Origin of the sequence: Aequorivita flava (genome assembly GCF_038742595.1) — a bacterium.
Taxonomy (GTDB): domain Bacteria; phylum Bacteroidota; class Bacteroidia; order Flavobacteriales; family Flavobacteriaceae; genus Aequorivita; species Aequorivita marisscotiae.
The window spans coordinates 1-26,303 of the sequence record NZ_JBANCF010000014.1 but is presented as its reverse complement, the minus strand read 5'-3'; the positions used below and the strand labels follow the sequence as shown (position 1 = coordinate 26,303).

Genomic DNA, 26,303 nt, shown 5'->3' with positions numbered 1-26,303 from the left:
TTACTAAGACACACAATTGGGTGTCTTTACTTTTTTACCAAGATGCTTTGCGCACACCAGGAATTAACCCAGAATTTGCCATTTCACGGAAAGTAACACGTGAAATACCGAAAGTTCGCATATACCCTCTTGGTCTTCCGGTAAGTTTACAACGGTTGTGTAAACGCACTGGTGAGGCATTTTTTGGTAGTTTCTGCAAACCTTCCCAGTCGCCAGCTTCTTTTAGAGCTTTGCGCTTGGCTGCATATTTTGCTACCATTTTTTGTCTCTTAACCTCGCGGGCTTTCATTGATTCTTTAGCCATCTCTTAGTTCTTTTTAAAGGGTAATCCCAATTCTTGTAATAATGATTTCGCTTCTTTATCGGTTGCAGCCGAAGTGATAAACGTAATGTTCATTCCTTCAATTTTCTTCACTTTATCAATATCGATTTCTGGGAAGATAATTTGCTCGGTAATTCCTAAAGAGTAGTTTCCTCTTCCGTCAAAACCTGTTGCTTTAATTCCGTTAAAGTCACGTACCCTAGGCAAAGCCGAAGTTACCAATCTGTCTAAAAATTCGTACATACGCTCTCCACGCAACGTAACTTTCACACCAATTGGCATGCCTTTACGTAGTTTGAAGTTTGCAACGTCTTTTTTAGAGTTTGTTGAAACCGCTTTTTGCCCGGTTATCTTTGTAAACTCATCAACCGAATAGTCAATAAGTTTTTTGTCTGCTACCGCTGCACCCACTCCGCGGGAAACAACAATACGCTCCAATTTTGGTACTTGCATGACGTTTTTGTAACCAAATTCGTCGGTAAGGGCGTTAACCACTCTGCTTTTGTACTCTTCCTTAAGTCTTGGTGTATATGCCATAACTATATTGCTTGATTCGATTGTTTTGAAAACCGTACTTTTTTACCATTTTCAGTTTTATACCCTACACGTGTTGCTTTACCAGATTTTGGATCTACTAATGAAAGGTTAGAAATATGGATAGGAGCTTCTTTTTTTACGATTCCGCCCTGTGGGTTTTTCGCGCTTGGTTTCTCGTGTTTTGAAACCATATTTACTCCTTCTACGATTGCTTTGTTTTTGTCAAGGATTACCTTCATCACCTTTCCTTCAGAACCTTTATGGTCTCCGGCGGTAACTACTACTGTATCTCCTGATTTTATTTTAAGCTTTGTCATTTTAGTTTTCATATTAAAGCACCTCTGGTGCCAATGATACTATTTTCATAAATTGCTTGTCGCGAAGTTCTCTTGCCACCGGTCCGAAAACGCGTGTTCCTCTCATTTCACCCTGTGGGTTTAAAAGTACACAAGCGTTATCGTCGAAACGGATGTAAGAACCATCAGGCCTTCTAATTTCTTTTACAGTACGTACTACGACTGCTGTAGAAACTGCTCCTTTCTTAATACTTCCGTTTGGCGTTGCTTCTTTAACAGAAACTACAATTTTATCGCCTATTGAAGCATACCTTCTTTTTGTACCGCCCAATACGCGTATGCAAAGTACTTCTTTAGCACCGGTATTATCTGCGACTTTAAGTCTTGATTCTTGTTGTAACATAACTACTTCGCTCTTTCAATTATTTCTACTAATCTCCAACATTTGGTTCTACTTAAAGGGCGTGTTTCCATGATCCTTACTGTATCGCCTTCGTTGCAATTGTTTGTCTCGTCGTGCGCAACGTACTTTTTAGTTTTTGTTACGTACTTTCCGTACATAGGGTGTTTAATTTTTTTAACCTCTGCAACTACAATAGACTTGTCCATTTTATTGCTGGTTACTACCCCTATACGTTCTTTTCTTAAGTTTCTTTTAATTTCTTCCATCTTTCAGCTGTACAATTATTGCACTTCTCTATTAGTTAGTTCCGTCGCTATTCTTGCTATCACCCTTCTTTGGGATCTTAGTTGAATTGGATTTTCCAACGGTGAAATGGTATGAGCCATTTTAAGGTCTGTATAAGCCTTTCTAGATTCAGCAAATGCTTCCTGAAGTTCTGCCGTTGATGCTTTTTTAATTTCTGATTGTTTCATCTTTTAAAAAATTATGCTTGGAAATCCCGAGACATTACAAATTTAGTTTTAACGGGAAGCTTTTGAGCTGCAAGGCGCAATGCTTCTTTTGCTGTTTCTACAGGAACACCAGATACCTCGAAAAGTATTCTTCCTGGCTTAACTACAGCAGCATAGTATTCTACAGCACCTTTACCTTTACCCATACGTACTTCAAGAGGTTTTTTGGTAATTGGTTTATCTGGAAAAATCATAATCCAAATAGAACCTTCTCTTTTCATAAAACGAGTTGCAGCAATACGAGCAGCTTCAATCTGTCTAGCTGTAAGAAATTCTGATTCCAACGATTTTATACCGAAGGTTCCGTACGCCAATTGATTGCCACGTCCGGCATCACCTTTCATACGGCCTTTTTGATGTTTACGGTATTTTGTTCTTTTAGGTTGTAACATTTTCTTTTATTTAAAAAATTACTTTCTGCGACGTGCTTTGTTGCCACCGCGTCCTGCTTGAGACCCTTTACCACCACTCTTTTTTCCTGTAGATAAACCTACTAATGGTGAAAGTTCTCTCTTTCCATATACTTCGCCTTTCATAATCCATACTTTAACACCCAATCTACCGTAAGTAGTGTGTGCCTCAACTAAAGCGTAGTCAATATCGGCTCTAAAAGTTGATAAAGGAATACGACCCTCTTTGTAAGATTCTGAACGTGCCATTTCTGCCCCATTCAAACGGCCAGAGATTTGTACCTTAATACCTTCTGCATTCATTCGCATAGTTGCCGCGATTGCCATTTTAATAGCGCGACGGTAAGAAATACGACTTTCAATCTGGCGTGCAATACTTGCAGCTACCAAATATGCGTCAAGTTCAGGTCTTTTAATCTCGTGGATGTTGATCTGTACTTCTTTATCTGTAATTTTTTTAAGCTCTTCTTTTAGCTTGTCTACTTCCTGGCCACCTTTACCGATAATGATACCGGGACGGGCAGTGGTTATAGTAACGGTTACAAGCTTAAGCGTACGCTCAATAATTACTCTACTCACACTAGCTTTGCTTAAACGCGCGTGAACATATTTTCTAATCTTGTCGTCTTCGGCCAATTTATCGCCGTAGTCGTTGCCTCCGTACCAGTTGGATTCCCAACCTCTAATGATACCTAAGCGATTCCCGATTGGATTTGTCTTCTGTCCCATTTAATTACTTGCTTTGTGTGTTATCGTTTGCTGCCAACACGAGTGTTACGTGGTTGGAGCGTTTTCTAATTCTGTGTGCGCGGCCTTGTGGTGCAGGGCGTAGTCTCTTCAACATTGTTCCTCCATCCACACGGATTTCCTTAACAAAAAGATCTGCATCTTCTATTGAAGCGTCTTCGTTCTTTTGTTGCCAGTTGTTGATGGCAGACAAAAGTAGTTTCTCCAATTTGCGTGAAGATTCTTTTGAACTAAACTTCAAAATGTTAAGTGCTTTGTCTATTTTTTCACCACGTACCAAGTCTGCCATTAAACGCATTTTTCTTGGTGAAGTGGGGCAATTGTTCAATTTAGCCATGTAAATAGTTTTCTTGGCTTCCTTGATTGCTTCTGCTCTTTCTCTTTTACGAACTCCCATGGCCTATTATTTTTTACCTTTGTTTTTAGCACCTGCGTGACCACGGAATGATCTTGTAGGTGAAAATTCTCCTAGTTTATGCCCAACCATGTTTTCTGTTACATATACAGGAACAAATTGGCGCCCGTTATGAACTGCTATGGTTTGGCCAACAAAATCTGGAGTAATCATAGAAGCACGTGACCAAGTTTTGATTACGGTCTTCTTATTATCCTCAACGTTTTGTTGAACTTTCTTGTCTAGTTTATAATGAACGAACGGTCCTTTTTTTAACGATCTTGCCATAACTTATTTCTTTCTTCGTTCTAAGATATATTTATTACTTGCTTTCGTTTTAGTACGGGTTCTGTAACCTTTTGCAGGCAAACCTTTTCTAGAACGTGGATGACCACCTGAAGCACGGCCCTCACCACCACCCATTGGGTGATCTACTGGGTTCATTACTACTGGTCTTGTACGAGGTCTTCTACCTAGCCATCTGCTTCTACCGGCTTTACCAGAAACCAACAATTGGTGGTCACTGTTAGATACGGCACCTATAGTAGCCATACAGTTTACCAAAATTAATCGGGTTTCACCTGACGGAAGTTTAACGGTAGCATATCTTCCTTCACGAGCCATAAGCTGTGCAAAAGCACCAGCACTACGAGCCATAATTGCCCCTTGACCAGGACGAAGCTCGATGCAGGAAATAATAGTACCTAAAGGAATAGCTGAAAGTGGCATTGCATTTCCGATCTCGGGAGCTACTGCGTCGCCAGAGAGGATGTTTTGCCCAACTTGTAGTCCGTTTTGTGCAATTACATATCGCTTTTCACCATCTTGATAGTTTAAAAGTGCGATAAATGCAGTACGGTTTGGATCGTATTGAATACTTGCAACAGTGGCAGGAATTCCTGCTTTGTCGCGTTTAAAATCGATAATTCGATATTTTTTCTTATGACCACCACCTATGTAGCGCATGGTCATTTTTCCTTGACTGTTTCTACCACCAGATCGTTTATTCGGAACAAGTAAAGACTTCTCCGGCTTATCGGTTGTAATGGCGTCAAAACCATTTACAACCCTAAAACGCTGACCTGGGGTGACTGGTTTTAATTTTCTTACTGACATTTGTGTCTAATTAAATCTAAGTTTCCTTAGATGTTACTGTAAAAATCTATTGTATCACCTTCCGCCACCTGTACGATTGCTTTTTTATAAGCGTTCGTTTTACCAGTTTGGACACCTGTTTTTGTATAACGGGTTTTCCTATCAGGGCGGACATTTATTGTGCGAACTTTTTCAACAGAAACTCCGTAAGCAGCCTCAACCGCTTTCTTGATTTCTACCTTATTCGCCTTGGGGTTCACTACGAAGCCAAAAACGTTTCTGTCTTCAGCATCTTTGGTAGCTTTTTCCGTAATTATAGGTTTAATTAAGATGTTCATCTTGCTTCTATTTACTTAAGTTTGTTTCAATTCCTTCCAAAGAACCTTCAAACAGCACTAAACTGTTTGCATTCATAATTTTGTAAGTACTTAATTGTGAGTTAGTTATAACTTCAGTACCTTTCAAATTGCGAGAGGACAAATATACATTATTATTTAAGTCTCCCAACACAAATAAAGATTTTTTATCATCAAGCCCTAAACTCTTTAAAACCGCGGTAAAGTTCTTGGTTTTTGGAGCGTCAAAATTAAGATCTTCCAATACAAAAATTGCTTTGTTATTTGCCTTCATCGATAAGGCAGATTTACGTGCCAAACGCTTTAGGTTTTTGTTCAATTTAAAAGAGTAGTTACGTGGACGAGGTCCAAACATTCTACCACCACCTTTAAAGATACCAGACTTGATGCTACCCGCACGGGCAGTACCAGTTCCCTTTTGTTTTTTAATTTTTCTGGTTGAACCAGTAATTTCGGCGCGTTCCTTTGCTTTGTGAGTACCTTGACGTTGATTGGCAAGATATTGTTTCACATCTAGGTAAACCGCGTGATTGTTAGGCTCTATTCCGAACACATCTGCAGAAAGTTCTACTTTCCGACCTGTGTCTTTTCCGTTTATGTCTAATACAGCTACCTTCATTATTTCTCGATCATTACATAAGCGTTTTTATGGCCAGGAACTGCTCCTTTAACCACAAGTAGATTCTTTTCAGGAATTACTTTTAAAACTCTTAAATTTTCAACTTTTACTCTTTCGTTGCCCATTTGGCCCGCCATACGCATTCCCTTGAACACTCTCGCAGGATATGATGCGGCTCCAATAGAACCTGGTGCACGTAAACGGTTGTGCTGACCGTGTGTGGCTTGCCCTACACCGCCAAAACCGTGACGCTTAACAACTCCTTGAAATCCTTTACCTTTAGATGTACCCGCTATATCTACGAATTCTCCTTCGATAAAATGCTCCACAGTTATTGTGTCACCTAATTTGTATTCTTCTTCAAAATTCTTGAATTCGGCGACTTTGCGTTTTGCAACGGTTCCTGCTTTTTTGGCGTGCCCTTCGGCAGCTTTAGTTACAGTCTTCTTGTCATCGAAACCAAGTTGAAGAGCTTCGTACCCGTCAACCTCTTTGGTTCTGACTTGGGTAACAACACAGGGTCCTGCTTCAATAACGGTACACGGAATGTTCTTTCCGTTCTCGTCAAAGATGCTGGTCATCCCTATCTTTCTTCCAATTAACCCAGACATATTTACTTATTTATTGATTATTACTATTTAAAATTCTATTCAAAAAAACAGGGTCAAAATAAATTCAACCCTGAATATTATTTTGTTACCGTTTTTCCCCAACCATCGTTAAGGACATTTTTTTTAATTCTGAATTCAGAATTGCACTATACTTTGATCTCTACTTCTACTCCACTTGGCAACTCCAATTTCATTAGAGCGTCAATTGTTTTTGAAGAAGAACTGTAGATATCCAAAAGTCTTTTGTACGAACTTAATTGGAATTGCTCTCTACTCTTCTTGTTAACGTGCGGAGAACGCAATACTGTAAAGATTTTTTTGTGTGTTGGTAAAGGGATTGGTCCTGTTACTACAGCTCCAGTGCTTTTTACCGTCTTTACGATTTTTTCAGCAGATTTGTCCACCAAATTGTGATCGTAAGATTTTAGCTTTATTCTTATTTTTTGACTCATTGCTGATATTATTATACGTTAGCGGTTCCTTTTGCTGCAGCTATTACACTTTCAGAAATGTTTGAAGGTGTTTCGGCATAATGGGAAAATTCCATAGTTGAAGTTGCACGACCCGAAGACAATGTTCTTAATGTGGTTACATATCCGAACATTTCAGAAAGCGGCACTTCAGCCTTAATAACTTTAGCTCCAGCGCGATCGCTCATACTAGTAATAGTACCGCGACGACGGTTAAGGTCACCTACAATATCACCCATATTCTCTTCTGGCGTAAGCGCCTCAAGTTTCATAATAGGTTCAAGGATTACGGCTCCTGCTTTTTTAGCTACTTCTTTAAATCCAAGTTTTGCAGCCAATTCAAAAGACAGTGCATCAGAATCCACAGGGTGGAAAGATCCGTCTTTAAGCGTTACCTTCATACTATCTACTTCAAAACCTGCAAGGGGTCCATTCACCATTGCTTGTTTGAATCCTTTTTCAACCGAAGGGATAAATTCTTTTGGTACGTTACCACCTTTTACGGCGTTTACGAATTCCAATCCTAATTTACCTTCTTCAGCTGGCTCAAGTGTAAATACGATATCGGCAAATTTACCACGACCTCCAGATTGCTTTTTATAAACCTCTCTGTGATCTGCAACTTTTGTAACTGCTTCTTTGTACTCAACTTGTGGCTGACCTTGGTTTACTTCAACTTTAAACTCACGACGTAAACGGTCTATAAGTACATCAAGGTGAAGTTCGCCCATTCCAGAAATAATTGTTTGTCCAGAAGCTTCGTCTGTACGCACTTGGAATGTTGGATCTTCTTCGGCTAGCTTAGATAAAGCCATACCTAATTTATCTACATCTGCTTTGGTTTTTGGCTCTACCGCAACACCAATTACTGGGTCTGGGAAATCCATACTTTCCAAAATAATTGGATGTTTTTCAGCAGTTAATGTGTCTCCAGTTTTAATATCCTTAAAACCTACACCCGCTCCAATATCTCCAGCTTCAATAAACTCAATTGCATTTTGCTTGTTAGCGTGCATTTGGTAAATACGCGATATACGTTCCTTGTTGCCTGTACGGTTGTTAAGAACATAAGATCCTGCATCTAAGTGTCCGGAATATGCACGGAAGAAAGCTAAACGACCAACAAAAGGGTCTGTAGCAATTTTAAATGCAAGAGCAGCAAATGGCTCATCTACACTTGGTTTGCGCAATTCTTCTTTTTCAGTATCTGGATTTACACCTACAATACCATCTTTATCCATTGGAGAAGGAAGGTAGCGGCACACTCCATCAATTAAGAATTGAACACCTTTATTTTTAAAGGAAGAACCACATATCATTGGTATGATACTCATATCCATTACAGCAGCACGAAGCGCAGCATGCACTTCATCTTCTGTAATTGAATCTTCGTCTTCCATATATTTTTCTAGTAGGTTTTCGTCATAGGCAGCAACTTCTTCAATAAGTTTACCACGGTACAAACGCACCTCCTCTTTCATATCTTCAGGAATATCTACAACGTCAAAAGTAGCGCCAAAGGTATCATCGTGCCAAACGATAGCACGGTTCTTAACCAAATCTACAATACCTTTAAAATCAGCTTCTTCACCTAAAGGCAAAACGATTGGCACTGCATTGGATCCTAACATATCTTTTACTTGCTGGCATACTGCCAAGAAGTTTGATCCGTTACGGTCCATTTTATTTACAAAACCAATACGAGGTACTTTATAGTTATCGGCCAATCTCCAGTTAGTTTCAGATTGTGGCTCTACACCATCTACTGCACTAAACAAAAACACCAAACCATCAAGAACTCTAAGCGAACGGTTTACCTCTACGGTAAAATCTACGTGGCCAGGAGTATCTATAATATTAAAGTGGTACTCTTTTGTATTTGGCAATGGTTGCGCATTTTCCATCGGAAACTTCCACTTACAAGTAGTTGCAGCCGAAGTAATGGTAATACCACGCTCCTGCTCCTGCTCCATCCAGTCCATTGTTGCAGAACCTTCGTGAGTTTCACCCAACTTGTGGTTTACGCCCGTGTAAAAAAGTATACGTTCAGTTGTAGTTGTTTTACCAGCATCAATATGCGCGGCAATTCCTATATTTCTTGTGTATGTTAAATCTCTTCCCATTGTTTAGAATCTGAAATGTGAGAATGCTTTGTTAGCTTCTGCCATTTTATGAGTATCCATACGTTTCTTAACTGCTGCACCTTCTTCTTTGGAAGCAGCAAGAATCTCGCCTGCTAATTTAGCGGCCATGGATTTCTCGTTTCTTTTTCTTGAATACGTTATTAACCATTTCATTGCAGTTGCAATTTTACGGTCTGGACGAATTTGCATAGGAATTTGGAAGGTTGCCCCACCAACTCTACGGCTACGCACCTCTACGTGAGGCATTACATTAGAAAGCGCATCTTTCCAAAGCTCTAACGCAGTTTTTTCGTCGTCTTGTTTTTTTTCATCTACAATGTCAATTGCATCATAGAAAACTTTAAAAGCCACACTCTTTTTTCCATCCCACATCATGTTGTTTACGAAACGCGTAACCAACTGGTCGTTAAACCTTGGATCCGGTAAAAGAGGTCTTTTTTTGGCCTGTTTTTTTCTCATTTGTTGTTTTGTTAATGGTAAACGCTAAATATTTTATCAATAATTGGCGCTAAACCCGTTTTCATTTTTCTTAAAACGCAAGCGTTGCGTTTTTACTTCTTAGGGCGTTTTGCTCCGTACTTAGATCTACGTTGCGTGCGGCCTGCAACACCTGCGGTGTCTAATGCTCCACGAACAATGTGATATCTAACTCCTGGCAAATCTTTTACCCTTCCACCTCTAACCAATACTATCGAGTGCTCTTGGAGATTGTGACCCTCGCCTGGGATGTATGCGTTTACTTCCTTACCATTTGTAAGTCTTACCCTTGCAACTTTACGCATTGCAGAGTTAGGCTTCTTAGGCGTAGTAGTATATACACGCGTACAAACACCACGACGTTGTGGGCACGAATCCAAAGCAACCGATTTACTCTTCTTGGTTATTTTGGTCCTTCCTTTACGTACTAATTGTGAAATTGTTGGCATATAAAATATGTATTATTACTGTTTAAAAATAAAACACCCCTATTTTTAGGGGATGCAAATGTAGAATAATTTTTTTACTAATCAAACCATACTCAATTAATTTTCAGCACTCTTTTAATATTTTTTTTGTTTGCATATGAAATGGCAAGTTGAAACGTTAGTTTTACATCGTAAATTCGCTCTTTTTTTGAAAAATAATTGCACACTTTTTTTACTCCTTAATATATATTCCTGTTTTTTCTTCGGAATTCAGGCACAGGAATTGTCGCTCTCCTTAAAAGCAGAGAAGGAAATTCCGGAAGGGGTTGTAGATTCATTGCAACTACCTGCTTCCTATAAAGATTTTATTTCGCTAAAAAATGAAACCGACACCCTACACTTAAAACTACAACGCATGGGTTTTATTGAAAGTGAATTGCTTCAACTTAAAAAAGAAAACGACAGCAGCTATACGGCCGCATTTTTTCTTGGAAGGAAGTACAACAATATAAAGGTGTACTATTCGGAAAAAGATTTTTCAAAAAAAGAACTTCAACACGTAGCCTCACAGATAGACAGCTCCTATTTTATACTTCCTTTTGAAACCATTCCAACCGCGTTAAGAAAACTTACAGCGTATAGAAACGCCAAAGGAAATGCTTTTGCCCGGGTGAGGTTAACTGCGTTCAACAACACTGGAGCCGGAAATTTAAGCGCTACACTGCTTATAGAAAACGGCAAGTTGCGCACCGTAGATTCCATTGTTTTAAAAGGGTACGAAAAATTCCCAAAAAGCTATTTAAAATACTATGCCGGGGTAAGGAAAGGCAAACTTTTTGACCAGAAAAAATTGTTAGCGCAAAACGAAAACCTAAACAGCCTAGGTTTTGTTTCGTCTATTAAGCCACCCGAAGCACTATTCCGGGAAGATTCAACCACCGTATATTTTTATTTGGAAAAAGAAGAGAACAATCTCTTTGATGGAATTTTAGGATTTGCCACCGATGAGGAATCTCAAAAATTGACGTTTAATGGCTATTTAAATTTAGAACTCAACAACAATTTAAACTACGGCGAACAGCTATTAATAAATTACAAATCTGATGGTGAAAAGCAGATTAATTTTAAAACCAAGCTCACCCTTCCCTATCTGTTTAGCTCACCATTTGGGCTCAGTGGCGAATTAATGATTTTTAAAAGAGACAGCACTTTTATCACTACAGAACAACAACTGCGTTCCACCTATCAATTAGACACTCGATCTACTTTATACGTGGGATATAAAGGATACGAATCTAGCAACCTGCTGGATGAAGTAATTGCCGGAATACCAATTGAAGATTTTACATCTCGGTTTTTTATCTTTGGCGGCAACTATAAAAAACCACAAAACCGAAAACTGTTCCCCGTAAAAACAGCAATTTATTTAGATATGGGGATTGGATCCCGCAAACAAAAAAGCGAGTCGGAGGACCAGATTGGCTTCACCTCTGTAATATCAAATATTTTTAATCTTAATTACCGCAATTCCTTGTTTGTTCAAAATAGTACGAGCGCGCTTTTTAGCGACTCATATTTAATAAACGAACTTTTTCGTTTTGGTGGAATAAACAGCATCCGCGGTTTTGACGAAAACAGCATAGACGCATCGTTATTTTCGGTACTAAATACAGAGTATCGCTACCAATTTAACGATGGGGTTTACTTACACAGTATTATAGATGTAGGTTATTTTGAAAATCAGACCATTTCCTTAAAAGAAAAGATCTACAGTTTTGGGCTCGGACTTGGCCTAAACACAAAAGCAGGAATATTTCGATTTAACATAGCTAACGGAAATAGGCAAAACACCCCTTTCAATCTTACAAACACCAAAGTACACATCAGTATTTCATCTAAATTCTAAATTACTTAGGCTTAAAACACTGATGCCCGCTAAATAAACCTAAAAATTGGCAGCAAATACTTGTGTAATTAACTTTTTATTATGATTTTTGCCGTTGGCTAATTCAAATAATTTATAAAAATGAGAACAAAGTTTAGTGGAATTTTAACGCTCTTGCTAGCGTTAGTTGTGCAGCTTACCTTCGCACAGCAAAAAACTATTACAGGTACGGTGACGGACGAAACAGGTCTGCCATTGCCTGGTGCAAACGTTATAATCAAAGGAACAAGTACTGGAACACAGTCAGATTTTGATGGAAATTACTCCATATCTGCAAATGTGGGCCAAACACTTACCTTTAGTTATGTAGGTTTTGACACCAAGGAAGTAAAAGTAGGAGCTCAAAATAAAATTGACGTTAACCTACAACCAGGTGAAAGCTTGAGTGAGGTTGTCGTTACTGGGTATTCTACAAGAAACCAAACGGTACAAAACTCAGCGGTAGTTTCAATATCTGCTGCAGAGCTTTCGCAAATGGCGCCAACTACCAGTATTGACAACATGCTGCAAGGTAAGGCGGCCGGGGTACAGGTAACTGCTGCCAACGGGAAACCGGGCCAAGGAGCTTTTGTTCGTATTCGTGGAACAGGATCTCTTGTTGCTGGTGCATCTTCTCCATTATATATAGTGGATAACGCGCCAATCAGGGAGCAAGATCTTGCAAATATCCCAAATGAGGACATTGAAAACATTACCATTTTAAAGGATGCTGCTATGACCGCTCGATACGGTTCTAGAGGGTCTAACGGGGTTGTTATTATTACTACTAAAAGTGGTAACCGTAACAAAGACGCCGTTGTGCGCTTTAGTTCTCGTTATGGTGTAACATCTAGAATTGACCCTAACTACACGATGATGACGGCTGCTGAAAAAATGCAGTACGAAGCTGAAATGTATGCGTTAGGTGTTACAGGTGCTGCTTCCCTTCCAGGTGTAACTACTGCGCCAGGATCTGCTGAGCGTCAATTTCTTCTAGATAACGAAGTAGATTGGGCAGATTTAATCTTAAAAGACGGTATTGTTCAAAACAATAGTGTATCTATTTCTGGGGGTGCTGAAAAAATGGACTACTATTTTTCTGTAACCAATGATAAAAACACAGGTATTATTGATAATATTAGTGGTTTCGAAAGAACTGGTGCACGTTTAAACGTAAACTTTGATGCTAAAGAATGGTTAACAGTTGGTGTAAATGTTGGTTATTCTAGATCTATGAGCGATGAGCCAAGAGATAGAAATAACACGCAAAACCCTTTTAGAGGTTTGCTAGATTACAATGGTTACGAAACTGAATTCGTTATTGACGATACAGGTGCTCTTGTATTGGACGAAAACGGAAATCCAATTTACAACCCAACACATACTACGTTCCCAATTAGAGGAGCATTGCTTTCAGAGCCTAGTGAAGATATGGACAACACCACTCTTGGTAGTGTAGATGCTGTTGTAACTTTCAACGAACACTGGAGCTATAACCTAAACGTTGCTGTTAACTGGTTGGCAAGAAGAAGAGAGAGCTATTCTAAGCCAGGTGGTATATTAGATGCTCTTATTGGAGATCCAACAAAACCAGGAAACAAGTTTGACGACCAACAACACAGAGTTGACTTTACAGTAAGTAACCGTGTAAACTATAACCTTTCTACAGACGACCACAACTTAAACGTTCTTGGTTTATACGAATTCAACATGAACGAATTCAACAGACAATTTGTAAGAAGTATTGGTTTCCCTTCAGCTTTGTTAACAACACAATCTAACGCGGCAGAAGTTACAGTTGGTATTACTAACAGAAACAGATTAACTTTAGTATCATACGGTGCTTTCGCAGATTACGACTTTAAAGAGCGTTATTCTATTCAAGCATCTGTACGTCGTGATGGATCATCTAACTTTGGTGAAGACGTTAAATTCGGTACTTTCTATAGTGGAAGTGTTGGTTGGAACGTAGCTAAAGAAGAATTCTTCCAAGTAGGTTTTATTAACGATTTATCTTTAAGAGGTTCTTACGGTTCAGTAGGTAACAGAAATGGATTATCTAGATATGCTTGGCAAGGAACCGTTGGTTTTGGAGCTTACCCTGGAGGTTCAAGTACAGAGCCAGATAACGTTGAAAACCGCACATTAAGCTGGGAAACAACTACTACAACTAACGTAGGTCTTGAGTTGAATATGTTCAACAACAGAGTTAGAACTGTTACCGATTACTTTATCAGAAACACAACAGATTTATTATTTAATATCCCTAAAGCCGACGAATCTGGAGTTGGTACTATTGCTGGTAACCTTGGAGACATTCGCAACAAAGGTTTAGAATTCTCTTTACAAGCTGATGTACTTCGTAACTCAGACTTAACTTGGACTTTAGGAGGTAACATCATCTTCTTAGATCACGAAATCGTGAGCCTTCCAGAAGGTGAAGATATTGATGCTGGAGATACTTTCAACATTCGTTGGAGCGAAGGCCAAAAAATCAACGAGCACTTCTTAATTAGATATGCCGGTGTTGATCCTGCAACTGGTAGATCTCAATTCTACGGAGCTGATGGCAACGTTTACTTTGCTAACGAACTACCTGCTGGTGAAAACCGTGTTTTCCAAGGAAAATCAACCATTGCAGATAAAGAAGGTGGTTTCTTCTCTAACATTACTTACAAAGGCTGGGGTCTAAGAACAGACTTCGTATTTAAGTACGGTAACTGGATTAACAACTTTGTACGTTCAGATCGCGAATCTGATGGATTAGCAATTGCTGACAACCAAGCTACCAATGCCTTTAACTACTGGCAACAACCTGGCGATACTGGTGTTCTTCCAAGCCCAATATATGCCGCTGAAGATTCAAACATTACAGGAAGTTCAGACAGATGGTTAGAAAAAGGAGATTACATACGTATGCGTAACGTTACGCTTAGCTATTCGTTCCCAAGTGCAACCCTAGATAAAACACCAATCAATTCTTTAAGAATTTATGTACAAGGACAAAACTTATTGACCTTTTCAAAATTCTGGGGAGATCCTGAGGTTGGTATTTCATCAGGAGAGACCATCGCGTTTGGAGATGCGGTAGCACCGGGTGAGGCAACTCTTTATAGCTATCCAAACACCAAATCATTCCAAATAGGTTTGGATGTTAGTTTCTAATTTTAAAAAAAATTGATACAATGAAAAAAATAATTTATAAAATAACAATTTTGGCCTTCATCGTAGGAGCTTTTACTTCTTGCGATAAGGAATTGGACCAAATACCATTTGACTCATTTGGTAATGAAAATGCATACGTTACTGCTGCAGATTTTGACAACGCTATACGCGGTGTTTACGAAAGCTTAACTAATGGTGGTTTTTACGGTGGTAGTGATGCCGGCGGAATGTTAGATGCCCCAGATGTATTATCAGACAACGTTACTTTCGCACAGAAAGGTCGTGGGTCTAGAAGAAGTTTACACAACTGGCAATATGGCGCCGCAGATGGTCCAATGTACGGACTATATTTAGGAGCTTATGAATTAATCTATAGAGCCAACCTTTTGTTAGCAAATAGCGAAGGTTTTGAAGGCGAGAACAAAGAAAATGTTGTTGCTGAAGCAAAGGCCCTTAGAGCATTAGCTCACTTTAATGTTGTTAGTTTCTACGGAAAGATACCAACACAATCTAGTGATGCTAACGGAAGCTTAGGTATTGCATACGTAACTGTACCAGATGCAGATATTGAACCTGCAAGAGAAACAGTAGGAGCTGTTTATGACCAAATTGTAACCGATCTTACTGAGGCTGCTGCTGGTATAAACGAAGAAAACGATCCAGGTCGTTTAAACAAAGATGCTGTAAATACTTTATTATCTAGAGTTTATCTATATATGGGTAAATGGCAATCTGCCATTGATGCAGCTAACCGTGTAAGCACTCCGGTTGCACCTCGTTCTGATGTTGTAGGTGTATGGGAAGATGCTAACAAATCAGGTTTATTGTTTTACATCCCTAACGAACTTCCAATTTTCGGAATTAGTGTAGGTGTTGTATGGAGCCAAGGTGGTTTAACAAACTTAATTCCTGAGTATGTAGTTTCTTACGGTCTATACACTAAATTTGCTGAGGATGATATCCGTAAAGAAGCGTATACGATGCAAGCTGCTAACAATGCTGACGGTCTTCAATTTAACGCAATCAAAAAGTTGTTCGGAAGAACAGGTCAGTCTAACGGTCAGGTTGACATCAAGATCCTTCGTGCTGCCGAAGCACATTTAAACAAAGCAGAAGCTTTGTATAACTTAGGTCAAGAAGGTCCTGCCAGAACTGCATTAGACGTTGTAAGAACTAAACGATACACTACGCCTCCAAGTGGAGAAACTGGTACCGCATTACGTGATGCCATTAGATTGGAAAGAAGACTTGAATTTGCTTTTGAATACCAAAGATGGTTCGATCTTAAACGTTGGGGCTTACCTGTAGATCGTGAAGGATTTGGTGACCTTGCCGACGGTTCTGGTACTCCATCAGATCAACAAGCACTTTCTGCTGGTAACATTAAATTCCAGATGCCAATTGCGCAAAGCTCTATGGACGTGAACCCTAACCTTGTTCAGAACCCTGGATATTAATAATTTTAAAAATCTATCAAAATGAAAAAAGTTAATATATTAATCGTTATTCTAGCTATCGCACTTGTTGCTGTTTCTTGTGAAACTTACGACGATTACGATGAAAATCGTCTGACTACCGTAGGATTTGTAACCTTAACTAAAAACATAAGCGTTCCTGAAGGCGGTTCAAAAACTGATAGCGTAAAGGTATTTGTTTCTGATTTATCAAATGTAGCCAGAACATTCTCTGTAATTACAGTTGCACCAGATACATTACCAACTGCACCTGAAAACTATACGTTTGAAAGCACAGTTACCATTCCAGCAAATACCCGTGAGGTTATGTTTGGTGTTACTGCAATAGACAATTCTATTGACGATACAAGACGTTATTTCCGTATTGCTATTAAGCCAGAACCTAATATTGTTTCTGGAGGTAGATCTCAAATAGGTGTTAAAAATTAATTTTTAATAACCTCAAGTTTATAAAGCACCCCTTTTTAAGGGGTGTTTTTTTTACCTGAAATTTAACTAAAGATTACTTGAATATTCTCTTTACCTTTGCCAACACTTATTAATATCAGCACGAAACCATGAACGATAAAACAAATACTATTTTTGGAATCTACCCAATCAAGGAGGCCCTCTCTTCTCAAGTTGTTTTTGATAAAGTTTATATTCAAAAAGGAATAGAAAGCGATAAAATTGAAAGCCTAATAAAGGAGCTGGAGAAAGCCAAGGTTACCATAAATATCGTTCCATTCGAAAAATTAAACAGGTTAACCAAAGGAAATCATCAAGGTATTGTTGCTCTTACCTCGCCGGTGGCATTTCATTCTTTAGAGTCTGTTGTTGAAAAAGCCTTGGAAAGTGATAAAACCCCATTATTTTTAGTGTTAGACCAGATTACCGATGTGCGAAATTTTGGCGCTATTTTACGCACCGCGGAATGCACTGGTGTTGATGCAGTAATAATTCAAAAGTCGGGAGGCGCTCCCGTATCCGGCGATACTGTAAAAACCTCAGCTGGAGCTATCTTTAAGATTCCAATTTGCAAAGTAGATCATATTAAAGATGCAATATTCTATTTGCATGGTTCGGGAATTACCACTGTTGCAGCGACAGAACATACATCCAACGAAATTTACGCTGTAGATTTAATTAAACCTCTGGCAATTATTATGGGTTCTGAAGGTAAAGGAGTGTCAAAATCCGTTCTTACGCTGGTTGATGAAAAAGCATCTCTTCCCCTACTTGGCGAGATAAATTCCTTAAATGTTTCCGTAGCCTGTGGTGCATTTTTATACGAAGTAACCAGACAACGACGTCAATAGCCCTAATCAGTTTCGTCTTCTTCTTTATTTTTATAGGTGTAAACTATTTTCACCGTTGGTCTATTTTGGGCTGCCATTTGTTTTATAGTAGGCTGAGGCGGAGCATCTACAGATACAGTTGGTTCAACCGGTTCTTTTGGTAATTCAATAAAGTTTCCATCCTCGTCAAACTGCTTTAAAAACGGATCGTTATCCGGATTATAACCTTCCCTTTCCCATTCGTATTTTTTGCGTTCAATTGGCTTTGTCTTAAATAAAAAGGAGAAGAAAAAACCCACAAAGAAACCCGATAAATGACCTTCCCATGATATTTCGGGATTTACAGGAAACACATACCAGAACATACCTCCGTAGAGAAAAACTACAACTAAAGCCAGCGCAGTTAACTGAAATTGTTTAGAAAAAATTCCTTTAAAAAATAAAAAAGCAACCAACATATACACTACCCCGCTTGCCCCAATATGCAACGACGAGCGACCTATTACCCAAGTAGCTAAACCTGTAAATAACAAACCAAAAAACAATACCCTCCAACGGATGTCTCTATAAAAATAGAAGAGTGCAGCAGTAAGCACAAAAAGAGGCACGGAGTTATTAAAAAGATGTTTTAAACTACCGTGGATAAAAGGACTAAAAATAATACCGCGTAAGCCTTCAACAGATCGTGGATAAACCCCAAAATAATTTAAATTGATATTAAACCGCGTTTCAATCCAATATACAACCCAAAGCACCATTACAAAAAGTAATGGGTATAATACCACATCTGCGTTATATTTTAATTGAGTTGCATTATTCATAGCAAAGTGATTACAAAAAACAATCCCTAAATCAAATTTATGATAAATTGTCAGTGAAACCGATTTATTAATGTTGTAATTTTGAAAACCATGAATACACCCCTCGCCGAACGCATCCGTCCTACCACTTTAGAAGGTTATTTGAGCCAGCAACATTTGGTGGGTCCAAAAGGTTCACTTACCTCGCAATTAAACACAGGAATGATACCTTCCATAATTTTATGGGGGCCACCGGGTACAGGAAAAACCACGCTTGCAAATATAATTGCCAATGAAAGCGGCAGACCATTTTATACTTTAAGTGCTGTAGATAGCGGCGTTGCAGCAGTACGTGAAGTAATTGAAAAAGCGAAAAAAAGCGATACCTTATTTTCAACTAAAAATCCTATTCTTTTTATTGACGAAATTCATCGCTTCAGCAAATCGCAACAAGATTCGCTGTTGGGAGCTGTAGAAAAAGGTTGGATAACGTTAATTGGCGCTACTACAGAAAATCCAAGTTTTGAAGTAATCCCTGCACTGTTATCGCGCTGTCAGGTTTATGTTCTCGAATCGTTCAGTCGGGAAGACATGGAATCTTTACTAAAACGGGCATTACAGAAAGACGAAATTCTATCGGAAAAGAATGTAACTTTAAATGAAACCGAAGCTCTCATAAGACTTTCGGGAGGCGATGCCCGAAAACTATTGAATATTTTAGAATTGGTAGTACTTTCTGAAAAATCTGAAAAAATAAATATCACCAACGAACTGGTAATGCAAAAAGCACAAAAGAATACAGTGCTTTATGACAAAACTGGCGAACAACATTACGATATTATTTCGGCATTTATAAAATCCATTAGAGGTAGTGACCCCAATGCCGCTGTTTATTGGTTAGCTCGAATGATAGAAGGAGGCGAAGACATAAAGTTTATTGCTCGAAGATTGGTTATTTTGGCTTCCGAAGATATAGGCCTTGCAAATCCGAACGCTCTTTTACTTGCAAATAGTACGTTTCAGGCAGTAACAACAATTGGATACCCAGAGGCGCGAATAATTTTAAGCCAATGCACAATTTATTTAGCCACTTCGCCTAAAAGCAATGCTGCCTACAAAGCCATAGGCGAAGCACAACAACTAGTAAGACAAACCGGCGATCTGTCCGTTCCCCTATCAATTCGGAATGCGCCCACAAAGCTTATGAAGCAATTGGGGTACGGCAAAGAATACGAGTATGCACATAATTACGAAGGCAACTTTGTACCGCACGAATTTTTACCTGAAGAAATTAAAGGCAGTACTTTTTACAAACCTGGCAACAATCCGAAGGAAAATAGCCTTAAGGCTTATTTAAAAAATCTTTGGAAGGACAAATACGATTTTTAATTTTGAAAAAAGTACACAGTCGCTGTAGAACCATCGTTTATCGTTAGGTTTCCGGCAGCATCAAAAGACGCGTCCGATACTTTTCCTGCGGTATCCATGTATTTAACAACTTTCTCCATCAGTATTATTTTTCCCTTTAAAAGAAGTCCGTCTTCTGCGGCGGGCGATTCTTCGTATAAGGAATACCCTTCGGTAGTTTTTCTCAGTAAAAACGTTTTACCCGAATTTGAATAATTAGAAAATTTATCGGAAGGTAAGTTATCTTCAGAAATAGCAGACGGATCAATTTTTACAGGCGTATCTACTTTTGTAGTAACGGTGTAACGAGTAGTAGTTTTAGAAGGATTTTGCAAGGCTATATTCTTTTGTTCTACACGCAACGCTTCAATGCTATTAAATGCTTTCCGAAGCGCGTCCTGATAGGTTTTATCGTATTCTTTATATTTACTTTTTCCCACTTGGCTTCTGTAGATTTCATTCGCATCGCAATCTTTCAAAACAATCTGAAGTTTTGTTCCAAACAGCGTTTTTAGCTCTTCCACATTTGCATAAAGTCCGTCGCAACGATTGGCATTGGGGGCTGCATTTGCCATATAGGCATTAAACCCGTATTTTTCAAAGTAGAATTTGGTCATTGTATTTAACTTATACTCATCATTACCCTTTAAAAAATCATATTGTTGTGGCACAACAACATAGCTGTAATCGCTCAAATTTGTACGCTGCGAAAAAATATTTGTAGAGATAAGTAAAGCGATTGCTAAAAGTAAATATGGTCTCATTCTTCGTCGATTATTATATTAAATCCTAGTTGTAAAGATACACTTTTTGCTTTGGCCAAATTACCGTAGCTCATAAGATTATCTGCCGCAAGATATAAATTAACGATACCTATATCTGCCGAAACGCCCAGCCCTACATTTGTATACGAATACGAATCTACCGTATAGGTTGCCTTTGCAGAAAGAAAATTGGTAAACCTTCTATGATAAAAAAGGGTTCCTGCCAGCTGTGGGCCCTGCGGTCTAAAAATAGAATACAGCTGCAATCCCACGTTTTGTTTATGAAGTTGCCCTCCTCCCATATTTAAACAATCGCAGGCACCAGAGCTATTAAACCGGCCAAAACCGAAATTTATTGCTGCGTTTAGCTTTAAGGGTCTAAATTGGGTGTATGCATTATTGAGTGTATCAACATCAATTTCTCGTTTTACTTCATCTTCAAGATTGTCATAATACGGAAAAGTGGACTCACCTTCGCTTAACGGTGGAAAAATAAGGTTTATACCGTCCAAAGTATAGGTTCCATGGGCACGATAGGTTTCTACATCCTTTGTATGGAAAATAGCGCCTACATCCAATGCACTGGCCGAAATTGTCCAAGCTTCGCCCATATCGTACGAGAAGCCCAAATCTACCCCTACGCCCAGATTTCCTCCCAATAAACTTCTACCTAAAATTTCACTGGTAACCTGCGACGAATTATCTAAATCGCGCAACGGCGCATAGCCAGATGTTTCAACGGTTACATCGGCATTTTGAACTATGTGCTCGTAAATATTTTCTGAATCAGCACCGCCCAATCTCGTGGTAAAAGTTCCTGAATTATTTACGCTCCGAAAGCTAAACATGCTGGAATATATTTTAAGTCGTGCGCCCACCGTTAGCCTATCGCTTATTTGTTTATTGGCTCCAAAATGAAACACAGTTGTTAAATCGCCTGTCGTGCTAATTTCACCTAGATTAAAAGGATAATCCAGATAGTCGCGATTGCCTTCCCACGCTAATATTGCTAAGTCTTTGGGGAAATATGTTATAAAATCCAGCTCTTCATAAATACCCCCAGAAAAGTAAATATTGTTTTTTGCACGCCATCCAATATTTATAAGTTCCAATTGTACCGTGGCGGTAAAAAAATCTGAATTTTTCATTTCAAAAATCTTTTCACGAATGCGGTCGTTAATATTGTCGTTTCCCTCCTTAAAAATATCGTAAGCAGTAACGCCAGAAGCCCCGCCATTAAAATGAAATTGCGATAAAAAGGGAATTCCAAAATGTTTTTTCTGAATTACTTTGCTACCGGGATTTAGCAACAACGATTGGGGAATATCGTCAAAACCGTAAAGTATTTGCTTATTTTGTGAAATAGCAAAATAGCCCACGAAACATAAAAATAGGGTAAAGAAATAGCGCATGGTTTAGTTTTCCAGATAGTAGGTTGTCTTGGATTTCAAATTTAAGCTGCCTTCCAGATTTTCGTTAGATGAATCTATCGTAACACTTACCACGACTTTATTAGCTTGTGTTAGTCGCAGTACATCTTCTCCTTCAACAATTTGGGTGTATTCGGTAATTACCGGCGCCGAAACAGCCCCCTCAAGCACAGGGGTACCGGCGACGTACGCCGTATCGTTGGCTTCACTTAAAAATTGAAAATCTACTTCAAAATTTCGTGGAATACTATTGGTAAACTTAAAATAGAAGTCGGCTTTTTTTAAATTTTCTTGAAGATTGCTGTCATCCAGAAACCGAATTTCGGTGGTATCTCTAACTGTAAAAACCGGGTTTGAAGTTAATGAGTCATAAAAACGATTGGCTTCAATATTAAAGTATATTAAGTCCAATTCCATTACGGGAGTTAGAGCAATATCTTCCGCCTGATTAAAATCGGTATCTTTTACACAAGCCGTAAACAACGCGCATGCGAGTAGTAAAATTATAACGTTATGGGATAATCTGTTCATAATTGGGGATAAAGTGCTAATTATAAACGACTATTGGTAAAGAATATTATTACAGATGGTTTTTTATTTCAGAAAGTTCGTTGATTGCAAAACTTGCAGTTGAAACATTTTCCTTTCTGTAATTAAAAAATAGGGTGTGCATACCGGCGTTTTTGGCTCCCAAAATATCTGCTTCAAAACTATCGCCAATCATTATACTGCTTTTCGAATTAACCGCAGCCTTGGTTAGGGCAGTTTCAAAAATAACCGGGTGCGGTTTTTTTAAACCTGTTTCCTCGGAAGTTGTAACCGTGTTAAAATATTGTTTTATGCCACTATTTTGAAGCTTTAAATGCTGCACTTCTTCAAAACCATTTGTTATAATATGCAGTTTATATTTAGGCGAAAGATACTCCAGAATTTCTATTGCACCCATAAAAAGATGGTTGTCCACAGGAAGTTCCTCTATATAGCAATGCGCCAAAGAGTCTATAGTTTCCAAAGGAAATTTTAGTTTAAAAGTTGCGAAGGTTTCGGTTAAGCGCCCTCGTCGCAATTCTTCTTTTGAAACTCTATCTTCGCGATATTTTTTCCAGTATTGAAGATTTATCGGTTCGTAAACCTTCAGAAAATCAGCTAAAGGCAGTTCTATTTTATGCTTTTGAAATACTCTTTGAAACGCCAAACCAGAATTTCGGTCAAAATCCCAAAGTGTGTGGTCAAGGTCAAAAAAAACGTCTGTAATACCGCTATACTGCATATTTCTGTAGTTTTTCTGAAAAGATAGCGCGCCAAACTTTGTTGTTTGCTTCAGAAGAAAAATCCTTATTTGAAAAAATCATGGTAAAAGTACCGTTTACCTTTTCAACTTCGGCAATAGTTTGCCCAACAATTTTGTCTATATCCGAAGCATACTTCTTTTGAAAAGCAAAAGTTGTCATAGCCGCCGGATGCACTACCAATGGGGTTTTAATTTCAAAATCTAAATCGTAAAAAAGAAAAGGAGTGCAAGTTCCGGCCCTAAAGCCTATGGTATCGCGAAAAACCATCGTAAAATCTCGATACACCTCCAACTCTACCAAATGCCGGTAAATATCGGGTAAATTCACTAAAAATTCAGAATTCATAGAACTGTCCAACGCACGGTTTGTTATTTCTTCCATTCTGCGTTTTTCAGTTTTTAAAACATTGTAATTTTTTAGGGCATTGTACGAAAAAATAAGGCCCACATCCTTATAATCAGACACATATTTAATGAGTAATTTAAACTTTTGCCTGTGCGTGTTCATACTTTCATTAAATGACAAAGCATTGCCCAATAGGAAAAAAACGGTTAGTTTAAAATTACTGCGATTTGCAATATTTATCATCCACTTAAAAGTGTCTATCGGATCGCGTTTATATCCTATTAATACCTGGGTTCGGCTAATTATTTCTCTAAATTTTCCCCGAGCCAGACTGTGGAAATAACCCACCAAGGACCGAAAAAACCCCTTTTGCTTATAAGCATAAGGTTGGGCTGCTTTAATTACAGGATGGATTGCTATCTTTTTTGCAGGAAAATTAATTTCTGGAAAAGCAGATAAAAGTTTCTCTTTAAAAATGTAAGCCCAGATATCTACAATGGGCTGCTGTAAAAACCCTTCTTTATACGCCAGACTTTCGGAAGCCATAAAGCGTCCCTTTTCATCTTTAACGTGGGGTAAATACTCTTCATAGCGGGTTAGCATAAAAAAGCTGGCTGCAAAAATATCAAAAGGCAGGGTGCTAATGTTAGATACTGAAAAAAAACCGTATGTATTGTTCCATTTTTTTACCGTAACCTCGATAGCTTCCAGTCCTTGCTGTTCCAAAAGACCATCGCTTTGAAAGAACATTTCGTTCCCGAGCGGCTTTTTACCGTATGATATTTTTGGACCTGTATGTGCTATAAATTCATCGATTACCGAGGTAAAAATTACATCGATACCCAAAATACGCAGACAGATGTGCTTAAAAATATAAGAAATTCGGGGCGTAAGTTTTTGGGTGTAGATTAATAGCATAGCAGATTACAGCATATTTTCATCGGCAAAGCTAAAGTACGCTTTTTCGGTAATTATAAGGTGGTCTAACACTTTAATGTCTAAACTGTCTCCCGCCGTTTTTAATTTTCTAGTAAGCTGAATATCGGCCTGGCTGGGTTTTAAAGTTCCCGAAGGATGGTTGTGGGCCAAGATAATGCCCACAGCTCCAAGCTGTAAAGCTTCTTTAAACGCCAAACGCACATCTACAATTGTGCCCGTAATACCGCCTTTGCTTAGTTGTGCACTTTTAATGATTTTATTTGAATTGTTTAAATACAGTATCCAAAATTCCTCGTGAGGCAGCTCTCCGATTATGGGTTGTACATATTCGAAAACTGAATTGCTGGAGGTAATTTTTTTTCGTTCCAATGCCTCTCCCGCTCTTCTGCGTCGGCCAAGCTCCATAGCCGCTACAATACATATGGCCTTTGCTTGGCCTATCCCTTTAAATTGCATTAATTCAGAGATTGAACGCCTCCCGAGTTCGCTTAAATTATTACTGACTGAAGATAAAATTCGCTGACTTAACGAAACGGCGCTTTCCTCGCGATTGCCCGAACCAATTAAAATAGCAATAAGTTCTGCGTTGCTTAAGGCTATATGCCCTTTAAGTAGCATTTTTTCGCGGGGCCGATCGTCTTCGTTCCAATTTTTTATGGAAAAGGAGTGATTTTCTTCCATGGTTTTTTGCGTTTCCTTAAAGATAATAAGGAATGGGGAATTGGCATAAAGTTTTGAAAATAATCTTTTTAGGCATTAATAAATGGCGATTATTCAATAAATTTATAGTTTCCAATTCGTTAATGGCCAAAAAATGAAATCGCTTTTTGATACTGAAACTTTATTAGAAATTAGAAAAAGACTAAACGCTCTTACTGAGAATTCTGAAAAACATTGGGGCAAAATGACCGTAGGGCAGATGCTTCACCACTGTCAAGGACCATTGAATATTATGTTAGAAAAGAAAGATTATGGTATTCGTTCCAATTTTTTAGCTACCTTATTCTTTAAAAAGATGCTATATAACGACTCACCATTTAAGAAAAGTTTACCTACCGCCAGATTCTTAAAAGAAACTGAACCTAGAAATTTTACGAACGAGAGAACAAAACTCATTGCACTTTTAGACGAATTTGAAAGCAAGCGTACACAAGAAGAATGGAACGCACATCCTGGTTTTGGTTATTTTACAAAACAGCAATGGGGCCAAATGCAATACAAGCATTTAGATCATCATTTAAAGCAGTTTGGAGAATAGTTAAACGTAATTTTCATTTTGTTTTTGTAGTCAATCCAACATTTTTTTAGCGCTGCTATGAGTCCTATTTTAGAAGTTGAATAAAACAGGATTCCCGGACGAGCCCAATCACCAAACAATCCACGAATGGGAGTACCTGCGGTGATCCCTCAAAGCTCCGCTTTGAAAATGAAAAGGCAGAAAAAAGTTTTTTGAGCAAGCTCAAAACTTTTTTCTGCCTTTTCATTTATTCGTGACCGCGGAGGGATTCAAACCCCCAACCCTCAGAGCCGAAATCTGATGCGCTATTCAGTTGCGCCACGCGGCCAAATTTAAGTGCTTTCTTCTCCATCTTCTCCCTGCCGCACTCTTTAAATATCTTTCTCTATCTCTAGCCTCTTCTCTTGTTAAATATTCTTCCTTATGA

32 protein-coding genes and 1 tRNA gene are annotated in these 26,303 nt (G+C 38.6%); 7 read left to right on the top strand and 26 right to left on the bottom strand.

The window, feature by feature from the left end; genetic code table 11:
• Window positions 1-34: 34 nt before the first annotated feature.
• The 18 genes from rpsN to rpsL all read right to left on the bottom strand — a co-directional run bounded on the left by rpsN (window position 35) and on the right by rpsL (window position 9,842).
• Window positions 35-304, bottom strand: coding sequence for a 30S ribosomal protein S14 (gene rpsN, locus VZD24_RS13450; protein ID WP_279448872.1), 270 nt, complete (start codon window positions 302-304; stop codon window positions 35-37).
• A gap of 3 nt (window positions 305-307) precedes the next feature.
• A complete protein-coding gene (rplE, locus tag VZD24_RS13445) occupies window positions 308-859 on the bottom strand; it encodes a 50S ribosomal protein L5 (RefSeq protein ID WP_279448873.1) in 552 nt (183 codons plus the stop codon).
• 2 nt (window positions 860-861) lie between these two features.
• The gene (gene rplX / locus VZD24_RS13440) at window positions 862-1,176 is read right to left on the bottom strand and encodes a 50S ribosomal protein L24 (protein ID WP_279448874.1); all 315 of its coding nucleotides are present in this window, start codon (window positions 1,174-1,176) and stop codon (window positions 862-864) included.
• 13 nt (window positions 1,177-1,189) lie between these two features.
• The gene (gene rplN, locus VZD24_RS13435; protein ID WP_272855229.1) at window positions 1,190-1,558 is read right to left on the bottom strand and encodes a 50S ribosomal protein L14; all 369 of its coding nucleotides are present in this window, start codon (window positions 1,556-1,558) and stop codon (window positions 1,190-1,192) included.
• A 2-nt stretch (window positions 1,559-1,560) separates the two neighbouring features.
• Window positions 1,561-1,824 carry a 30S ribosomal protein S17 gene (gene rpsQ / locus VZD24_RS13430; RefSeq protein ID WP_279448875.1) on the bottom strand — a complete coding sequence of 88 codons (264 nt, stop codon included), beginning with the start codon at window positions 1,822-1,824 and terminating at the stop codon, window positions 1,561-1,563.
• A gap of 15 nt (window positions 1,825-1,839) precedes the next feature.
• The gene (gene rpmC, locus VZD24_RS13425) at window positions 1,840-2,031 is read right to left on the bottom strand and encodes a 50S ribosomal protein L29 (protein WP_342687222.1); all 192 of its coding nucleotides are present in this window, start codon (window positions 2,029-2,031) and stop codon (window positions 1,840-1,842) included.
• A gap of 11 nt (window positions 2,032-2,042) precedes the next feature.
• The gene (rplP, locus tag VZD24_RS13420; protein WP_062622470.1) at window positions 2,043-2,462 is read right to left on the bottom strand and encodes a 50S ribosomal protein L16; all 420 of its coding nucleotides are present in this window, start codon (window positions 2,460-2,462) and stop codon (window positions 2,043-2,045) included.
• 18 nt (window positions 2,463-2,480) lie between these two features.
• Entirely contained in the window at window positions 2,481-3,209 is a 729-nt protein-coding gene (gene rpsC / locus VZD24_RS13415; RefSeq protein WP_279448878.1) for a 30S ribosomal protein S3, read from the bottom strand.
• Window positions 3,210-3,213: 4 nt separating this feature from the next.
• Complete coding sequence (gene rplV / locus VZD24_RS13410; RefSeq protein WP_272855231.1) at window positions 3,214-3,624, bottom strand: 50S ribosomal protein L22; 411 nt, start codon at window positions 3,622-3,624, stop codon at window positions 3,214-3,216.
• A 6-nt stretch (window positions 3,625-3,630) separates the two neighbouring features.
• A complete protein-coding gene (gene rpsS / locus VZD24_RS13405; protein ID WP_062622473.1) occupies window positions 3,631-3,909 on the bottom strand; it encodes a 30S ribosomal protein S19 in 279 nt (92 codons plus the stop codon).
• A 3-nt stretch (window positions 3,910-3,912) separates the two neighbouring features.
• Window positions 3,913-4,737, bottom strand: a complete 825-nt coding sequence (rplB, locus tag VZD24_RS13400) for a 50S ribosomal protein L2 (RefSeq protein WP_279448880.1) — start codon at window positions 4,735-4,737, stop codon at window positions 3,913-3,915.
• 26 nt (window positions 4,738-4,763) lie between these two features.
• Window positions 4,764-5,054: a 50S ribosomal protein L23 gene (gene rplW / locus VZD24_RS13395; protein ID WP_279448882.1), complete on the bottom strand. Its 291-nt coding sequence runs from the start codon at window positions 5,052-5,054 to the stop codon at window positions 4,764-4,766.
• A gap of 7 nt (window positions 5,055-5,061) precedes the next feature.
• Window positions 5,062-5,691, bottom strand: coding sequence for a 50S ribosomal protein L4 (gene rplD / locus VZD24_RS13390; RefSeq protein WP_279448883.1), 630 nt, complete (start codon window positions 5,689-5,691; stop codon window positions 5,062-5,064).
• Entirely contained in the window at window positions 5,691-6,302 is a 612-nt protein-coding gene (gene rplC, locus VZD24_RS13385) for a 50S ribosomal protein L3 (RefSeq protein WP_279448885.1), read from the bottom strand. Before rplC ends, rplD begins: the two co-directional genes overlap by 1 nt.
• Window positions 6,303-6,448: 146 nt before the next feature.
• On the bottom strand, window positions 6,449-6,754 hold the full coding sequence (rpsJ, locus tag VZD24_RS13380; protein WP_010181931.1) for a 30S ribosomal protein S10: 306 nt from the start codon (window positions 6,752-6,754) through the stop codon (window positions 6,449-6,451).
• A gap of 11 nt (window positions 6,755-6,765) precedes the next feature.
• Window positions 6,766-8,895 carry an elongation factor G gene (gene fusA / locus VZD24_RS13375; protein WP_279448887.1) on the bottom strand — a complete coding sequence of 710 codons (2,130 nt, stop codon included), beginning with the start codon at window positions 8,893-8,895 and terminating at the stop codon, window positions 6,766-6,768.
• 3 nt (window positions 8,896-8,898) lie between these two features.
• On the bottom strand, window positions 8,899-9,375 hold the full coding sequence (gene rpsG, locus VZD24_RS13370) for a 30S ribosomal protein S7 (protein ID WP_237602263.1): 477 nt from the start codon (window positions 9,373-9,375) through the stop codon (window positions 8,899-8,901).
• Between the two features lie 92 nt (window positions 9,376-9,467).
• On the bottom strand, window positions 9,468-9,842 hold the full coding sequence (gene rpsL, locus VZD24_RS13365; RefSeq protein ID WP_014782632.1) for a 30S ribosomal protein S12: 375 nt from the start codon (window positions 9,840-9,842) through the stop codon (window positions 9,468-9,470).
• Between the two features lie 187 nt (window positions 9,843-10,029).
• Here rpsL and VZD24_RS13360 point away from each other — a divergent pair, with 187 nt between their 5' ends.
• The 5 genes from VZD24_RS13360 (at window position 10,030) to rlmB (ending at window position 17,683) form a co-directional block, all read left to right on the top strand.
• Window positions 10,030-11,727: a POTRA domain-containing protein gene (locus tag VZD24_RS13360; RefSeq protein ID WP_342687221.1), complete on the top strand. Its 1,698-nt coding sequence runs from the start codon at window positions 10,030-10,032 to the stop codon at window positions 11,725-11,727.
• 120 nt (window positions 11,728-11,847) lie between these two features.
• The gene (locus VZD24_RS13355; protein ID WP_279448897.1) at window positions 11,848-14,910 is read left to right on the top strand and encodes a SusC/RagA family TonB-linked outer membrane protein; all 3,063 of its coding nucleotides are present in this window, start codon (window positions 11,848-11,850) and stop codon (window positions 14,908-14,910) included.
• A 50-nt stretch (window positions 14,911-14,960) separates the two neighbouring features.
• Complete coding sequence (locus VZD24_RS13350) at window positions 14,961-16,367, top strand: RagB/SusD family nutrient uptake outer membrane protein (protein ID WP_342687220.1); 1,407 nt, start codon at window positions 14,961-14,963, stop codon at window positions 16,365-16,367.
• Window positions 16,368-16,388: 21 nt separating this feature from the next.
• The gene (locus VZD24_RS13345) at window positions 16,389-16,814 is read left to right on the top strand and encodes a hypothetical protein (RefSeq protein ID WP_279448899.1); all 426 of its coding nucleotides are present in this window, start codon (window positions 16,389-16,391) and stop codon (window positions 16,812-16,814) included.
• A 128-nt stretch (window positions 16,815-16,942) separates the two neighbouring features.
• Window positions 16,943-17,683: a 23S rRNA (guanosine(2251)-2'-O)-methyltransferase RlmB gene (rlmB, locus tag VZD24_RS13340; RefSeq protein WP_342687219.1), complete on the top strand. Its 741-nt coding sequence runs from the start codon at window positions 16,943-16,945 to the stop codon at window positions 17,681-17,683.
• Between the two features lie 2 nt (window positions 17,684-17,685).
• Here rlmB and VZD24_RS13335 read toward each other — a convergent pair whose 3' ends face one another.
• Complete coding sequence (locus VZD24_RS13335) at window positions 17,686-18,483, bottom strand: rhomboid family intramembrane serine protease (RefSeq protein ID WP_342687218.1); 798 nt, start codon at window positions 18,481-18,483, stop codon at window positions 17,686-17,688.
• 90 nt (window positions 18,484-18,573) lie between these two features.
• Between VZD24_RS13335 and VZD24_RS13330 the strand changes: the two genes are divergently transcribed.
• Window positions 18,574-19,851 (top strand): replication-associated recombination protein A, encoded by a 1,278-nt coding sequence (locus VZD24_RS13330; protein WP_342687217.1) that lies wholly within the window; start codon window positions 18,574-18,576, stop codon window positions 19,849-19,851.
• Here VZD24_RS13330 and VZD24_RS13325 read toward each other — a convergent pair.
• Genes VZD24_RS13325 through radC form a run of 6 tightly spaced genes read right to left on the bottom strand, consistent with a single transcriptional unit; the run spans window position 19,848 to window position 25,320 of the window.
• Entirely contained in the window at window positions 19,848-20,633 is a 786-nt protein-coding gene (locus tag VZD24_RS13325; protein WP_342687216.1) for a hypothetical protein, read from the bottom strand. The genes VZD24_RS13330 and VZD24_RS13325 overlap by 4 nt on opposite strands.
• Window positions 20,630-22,045: a DUF5723 family protein gene (locus VZD24_RS13320; RefSeq protein ID WP_342687215.1), complete on the bottom strand. Its 1,416-nt coding sequence runs from the start codon at window positions 22,043-22,045 to the stop codon at window positions 20,630-20,632. Before VZD24_RS13320 ends, VZD24_RS13325 begins: the two co-directional genes overlap by 4 nt.
• 3 nt (window positions 22,046-22,048) lie before the next feature.
• Window positions 22,049-22,594, bottom strand: a complete 546-nt coding sequence (locus VZD24_RS13315) for a hypothetical protein (protein ID WP_342687214.1) — start codon at window positions 22,592-22,594, stop codon at window positions 22,049-22,051.
• A gap of 49 nt (window positions 22,595-22,643) precedes the next feature.
• Window positions 22,644-23,333 carry a YjjG family noncanonical pyrimidine nucleotidase gene (locus VZD24_RS13310; protein ID WP_342687213.1) on the bottom strand — a complete coding sequence of 230 codons (690 nt, stop codon included), beginning with the start codon at window positions 23,331-23,333 and terminating at the stop codon, window positions 22,644-22,646.
• Complete coding sequence (locus VZD24_RS13305) at window positions 23,323-24,618, bottom strand: DUF7033 domain-containing protein (RefSeq protein ID WP_279448907.1); 1,296 nt, start codon at window positions 24,616-24,618, stop codon at window positions 23,323-23,325. The genes VZD24_RS13310 and VZD24_RS13305 overlap by 11 nt, the downstream gene beginning before the upstream one ends.
• A gap of 6 nt (window positions 24,619-24,624) precedes the next feature.
• Window positions 24,625-25,320 (bottom strand): RadC family protein, encoded by a 696-nt coding sequence (gene radC, locus VZD24_RS13300; RefSeq protein WP_279448908.1) that lies wholly within the window; start codon window positions 25,318-25,320, stop codon window positions 24,625-24,627.
• Between the two features lie 133 nt (window positions 25,321-25,453).
• Here radC and VZD24_RS13295 point away from each other — a divergent pair, with 133 nt between their 5' ends.
• Window positions 25,454-25,897, top strand: a complete 444-nt coding sequence (locus VZD24_RS13295) for a DUF1569 domain-containing protein (RefSeq protein ID WP_342687212.1) — start codon at window positions 25,454-25,456, stop codon at window positions 25,895-25,897.
• Between the two features lie 233 nt (window positions 25,898-26,130).
• Here VZD24_RS13295 and VZD24_RS13290 read toward each other — a convergent pair.
• Window positions 26,131-26,204: transfer RNA gene (locus VZD24_RS13290), tRNA-Arg, on the bottom strand.
• Between the last annotated feature and the right edge of the window lie 99 nt (window positions 26,205-26,303).

What these genes read in the sequence shown, in the direction of transcription:
- rpsL (WP_014782632.1), bottom strand. Translation starts at nt 9,842, where the DNA reads ATGCCAACAATTTCACAATTAGTACGTAAAGGAAGGACCAAAATAACC.
- rplP (WP_062622470.1), bottom strand. Translation starts at nt 2,462, where the DNA reads ATGTTACAACCTAAAAGAACAAAATACCGTAAACATCAAAAAGGCCGT.
- VZD24_RS13305 (WP_279448907.1), bottom strand. Translation starts at nt 24,618, where the DNA reads ATGCTATTAATCTACACCCAAAAACTTACGCCCCGAATTTCTTATATT.
- rpmC (WP_342687222.1), bottom strand. Translation starts at nt 2,031, where the DNA reads ATGAAACAATCAGAAATTAAAAAAGCATCAACGGCAGAACTTCAGGAA.
- rplN (WP_272855229.1), bottom strand. Translation starts at nt 1,558, where the DNA reads ATGTTACAACAAGAATCAAGACTTAAAGTCGCAGATAATACCGGTGCT.
- VZD24_RS13330 (WP_342687217.1), top strand. Translation starts at nt 18,574, where the DNA reads ATGAATACACCCCTCGCCGAACGCATCCGTCCTACCACTTTAGAAGGT.
- VZD24_RS13295 (WP_342687212.1), top strand. Translation starts at nt 25,454, where the DNA reads ATGAAATCGCTTTTTGATACTGAAACTTTATTAGAAATTAGAAAAAGA.
- VZD24_RS13325 (WP_342687216.1), bottom strand. Translation starts at nt 20,633, where the DNA reads ATGAGACCATATTTACTTTTAGCAATCGCTTTACTTATCTCTACAAAT.
- rplW (WP_279448882.1), bottom strand. Translation starts at nt 5,054, where the DNA reads ATGAACATCTTAATTAAACCTATAATTACGGAAAAAGCTACCAAAGAT.
- rplV (WP_272855231.1), bottom strand. Translation starts at nt 3,624, where the DNA reads ATGGGAGTTCGTAAAAGAGAAAGAGCAGAAGCAATCAAGGAAGCCAAG.
- rpsQ (WP_279448875.1), bottom strand. Translation starts at nt 1,824, where the DNA reads ATGGAAGAAATTAAAAGAAACTTAAGAAAAGAACGTATAGGGGTAGTA.
- rplE (WP_279448873.1), bottom strand. Translation starts at nt 859, where the DNA reads ATGGCATATACACCAAGACTTAAGGAAGAGTACAAAAGCAGAGTGGTT.
- radC (WP_279448908.1), bottom strand. Translation starts at nt 25,320, where the DNA reads ATGGAAGAAAATCACTCCTTTTCCATAAAAAATTGGAACGAAGACGAT.
- rplD (WP_279448883.1), bottom strand. Translation starts at nt 5,691, where the DNA reads ATGAAGGTAGCTGTATTAGACATAAACGGAAAAGACACAGGTCGGAAA.
- rlmB (WP_342687219.1), top strand. Translation starts at nt 16,943, where the DNA reads ATGAACGATAAAACAAATACTATTTTTGGAATCTACCCAATCAAGGAG.
- VZD24_RS13335 (WP_342687218.1), bottom strand. Translation starts at nt 18,483, where the DNA reads ATGAATAATGCAACTCAATTAAAATATAACGCAGATGTGGTATTATAC.
- rplC (WP_279448885.1), bottom strand. Translation starts at nt 6,302, where the DNA reads ATGTCTGGGTTAATTGGAAGAAAGATAGGGATGACCAGCATCTTTGAC.
- VZD24_RS13310 (WP_342687213.1), bottom strand. Translation starts at nt 23,333, where the DNA reads ATGCAGTATAGCGGTATTACAGACGTTTTTTTTGACCTTGACCACACA.
- rpsG (WP_237602263.1), bottom strand. Translation starts at nt 9,375, where the DNA reads ATGAGAAAAAAACAGGCCAAAAAAAGACCTCTTTTACCGGATCCAAGG.
- VZD24_RS13320 (WP_342687215.1), bottom strand. Translation starts at nt 22,045, where the DNA reads ATGCGCTATTTCTTTACCCTATTTTTATGTTTCGTGGGCTATTTTGCT.
- VZD24_RS13355 (WP_279448897.1), top strand. Translation starts at nt 11,848, where the DNA reads ATGAGAACAAAGTTTAGTGGAATTTTAACGCTCTTGCTAGCGTTAGTT.
- rpsS (WP_062622473.1), bottom strand. Translation starts at nt 3,909, where the DNA reads ATGGCAAGATCGTTAAAAAAAGGACCGTTCGTTCATTATAAACTAGAC.
- rpsC (WP_279448878.1), bottom strand. Translation starts at nt 3,209, where the DNA reads ATGGGACAGAAGACAAATCCAATCGGGAATCGCTTAGGTATCATTAGA.
- rpsJ (WP_010181931.1), bottom strand. Translation starts at nt 6,754, where the DNA reads ATGAGTCAAAAAATAAGAATAAAGCTAAAATCTTACGATCACAATTTG.
- fusA (WP_279448887.1), bottom strand. Translation starts at nt 8,895, where the DNA reads ATGGGAAGAGATTTAACATACACAAGAAATATAGGAATTGCCGCGCAT.
- rpsN (WP_279448872.1), bottom strand. Translation starts at nt 304, where the DNA reads ATGGCTAAAGAATCAATGAAAGCCCGCGAGGTTAAGAGACAAAAAATG.
- rplB (WP_279448880.1), bottom strand. Translation starts at nt 4,737, where the DNA reads ATGTCAGTAAGAAAATTAAAACCAGTCACCCCAGGTCAGCGTTTTAGG.
- rplX (WP_279448874.1), bottom strand. Translation starts at nt 1,176, where the DNA reads ATGACAAAGCTTAAAATAAAATCAGGAGATACAGTAGTAGTTACCGCC.
- VZD24_RS13315 (WP_342687214.1), bottom strand. Translation starts at nt 22,594, where the DNA reads ATGAACAGATTATCCCATAACGTTATAATTTTACTACTCGCATGCGCG.
- VZD24_RS13345 (WP_279448899.1), top strand. Translation starts at nt 16,389, where the DNA reads ATGAAAAAAGTTAATATATTAATCGTTATTCTAGCTATCGCACTTGTT.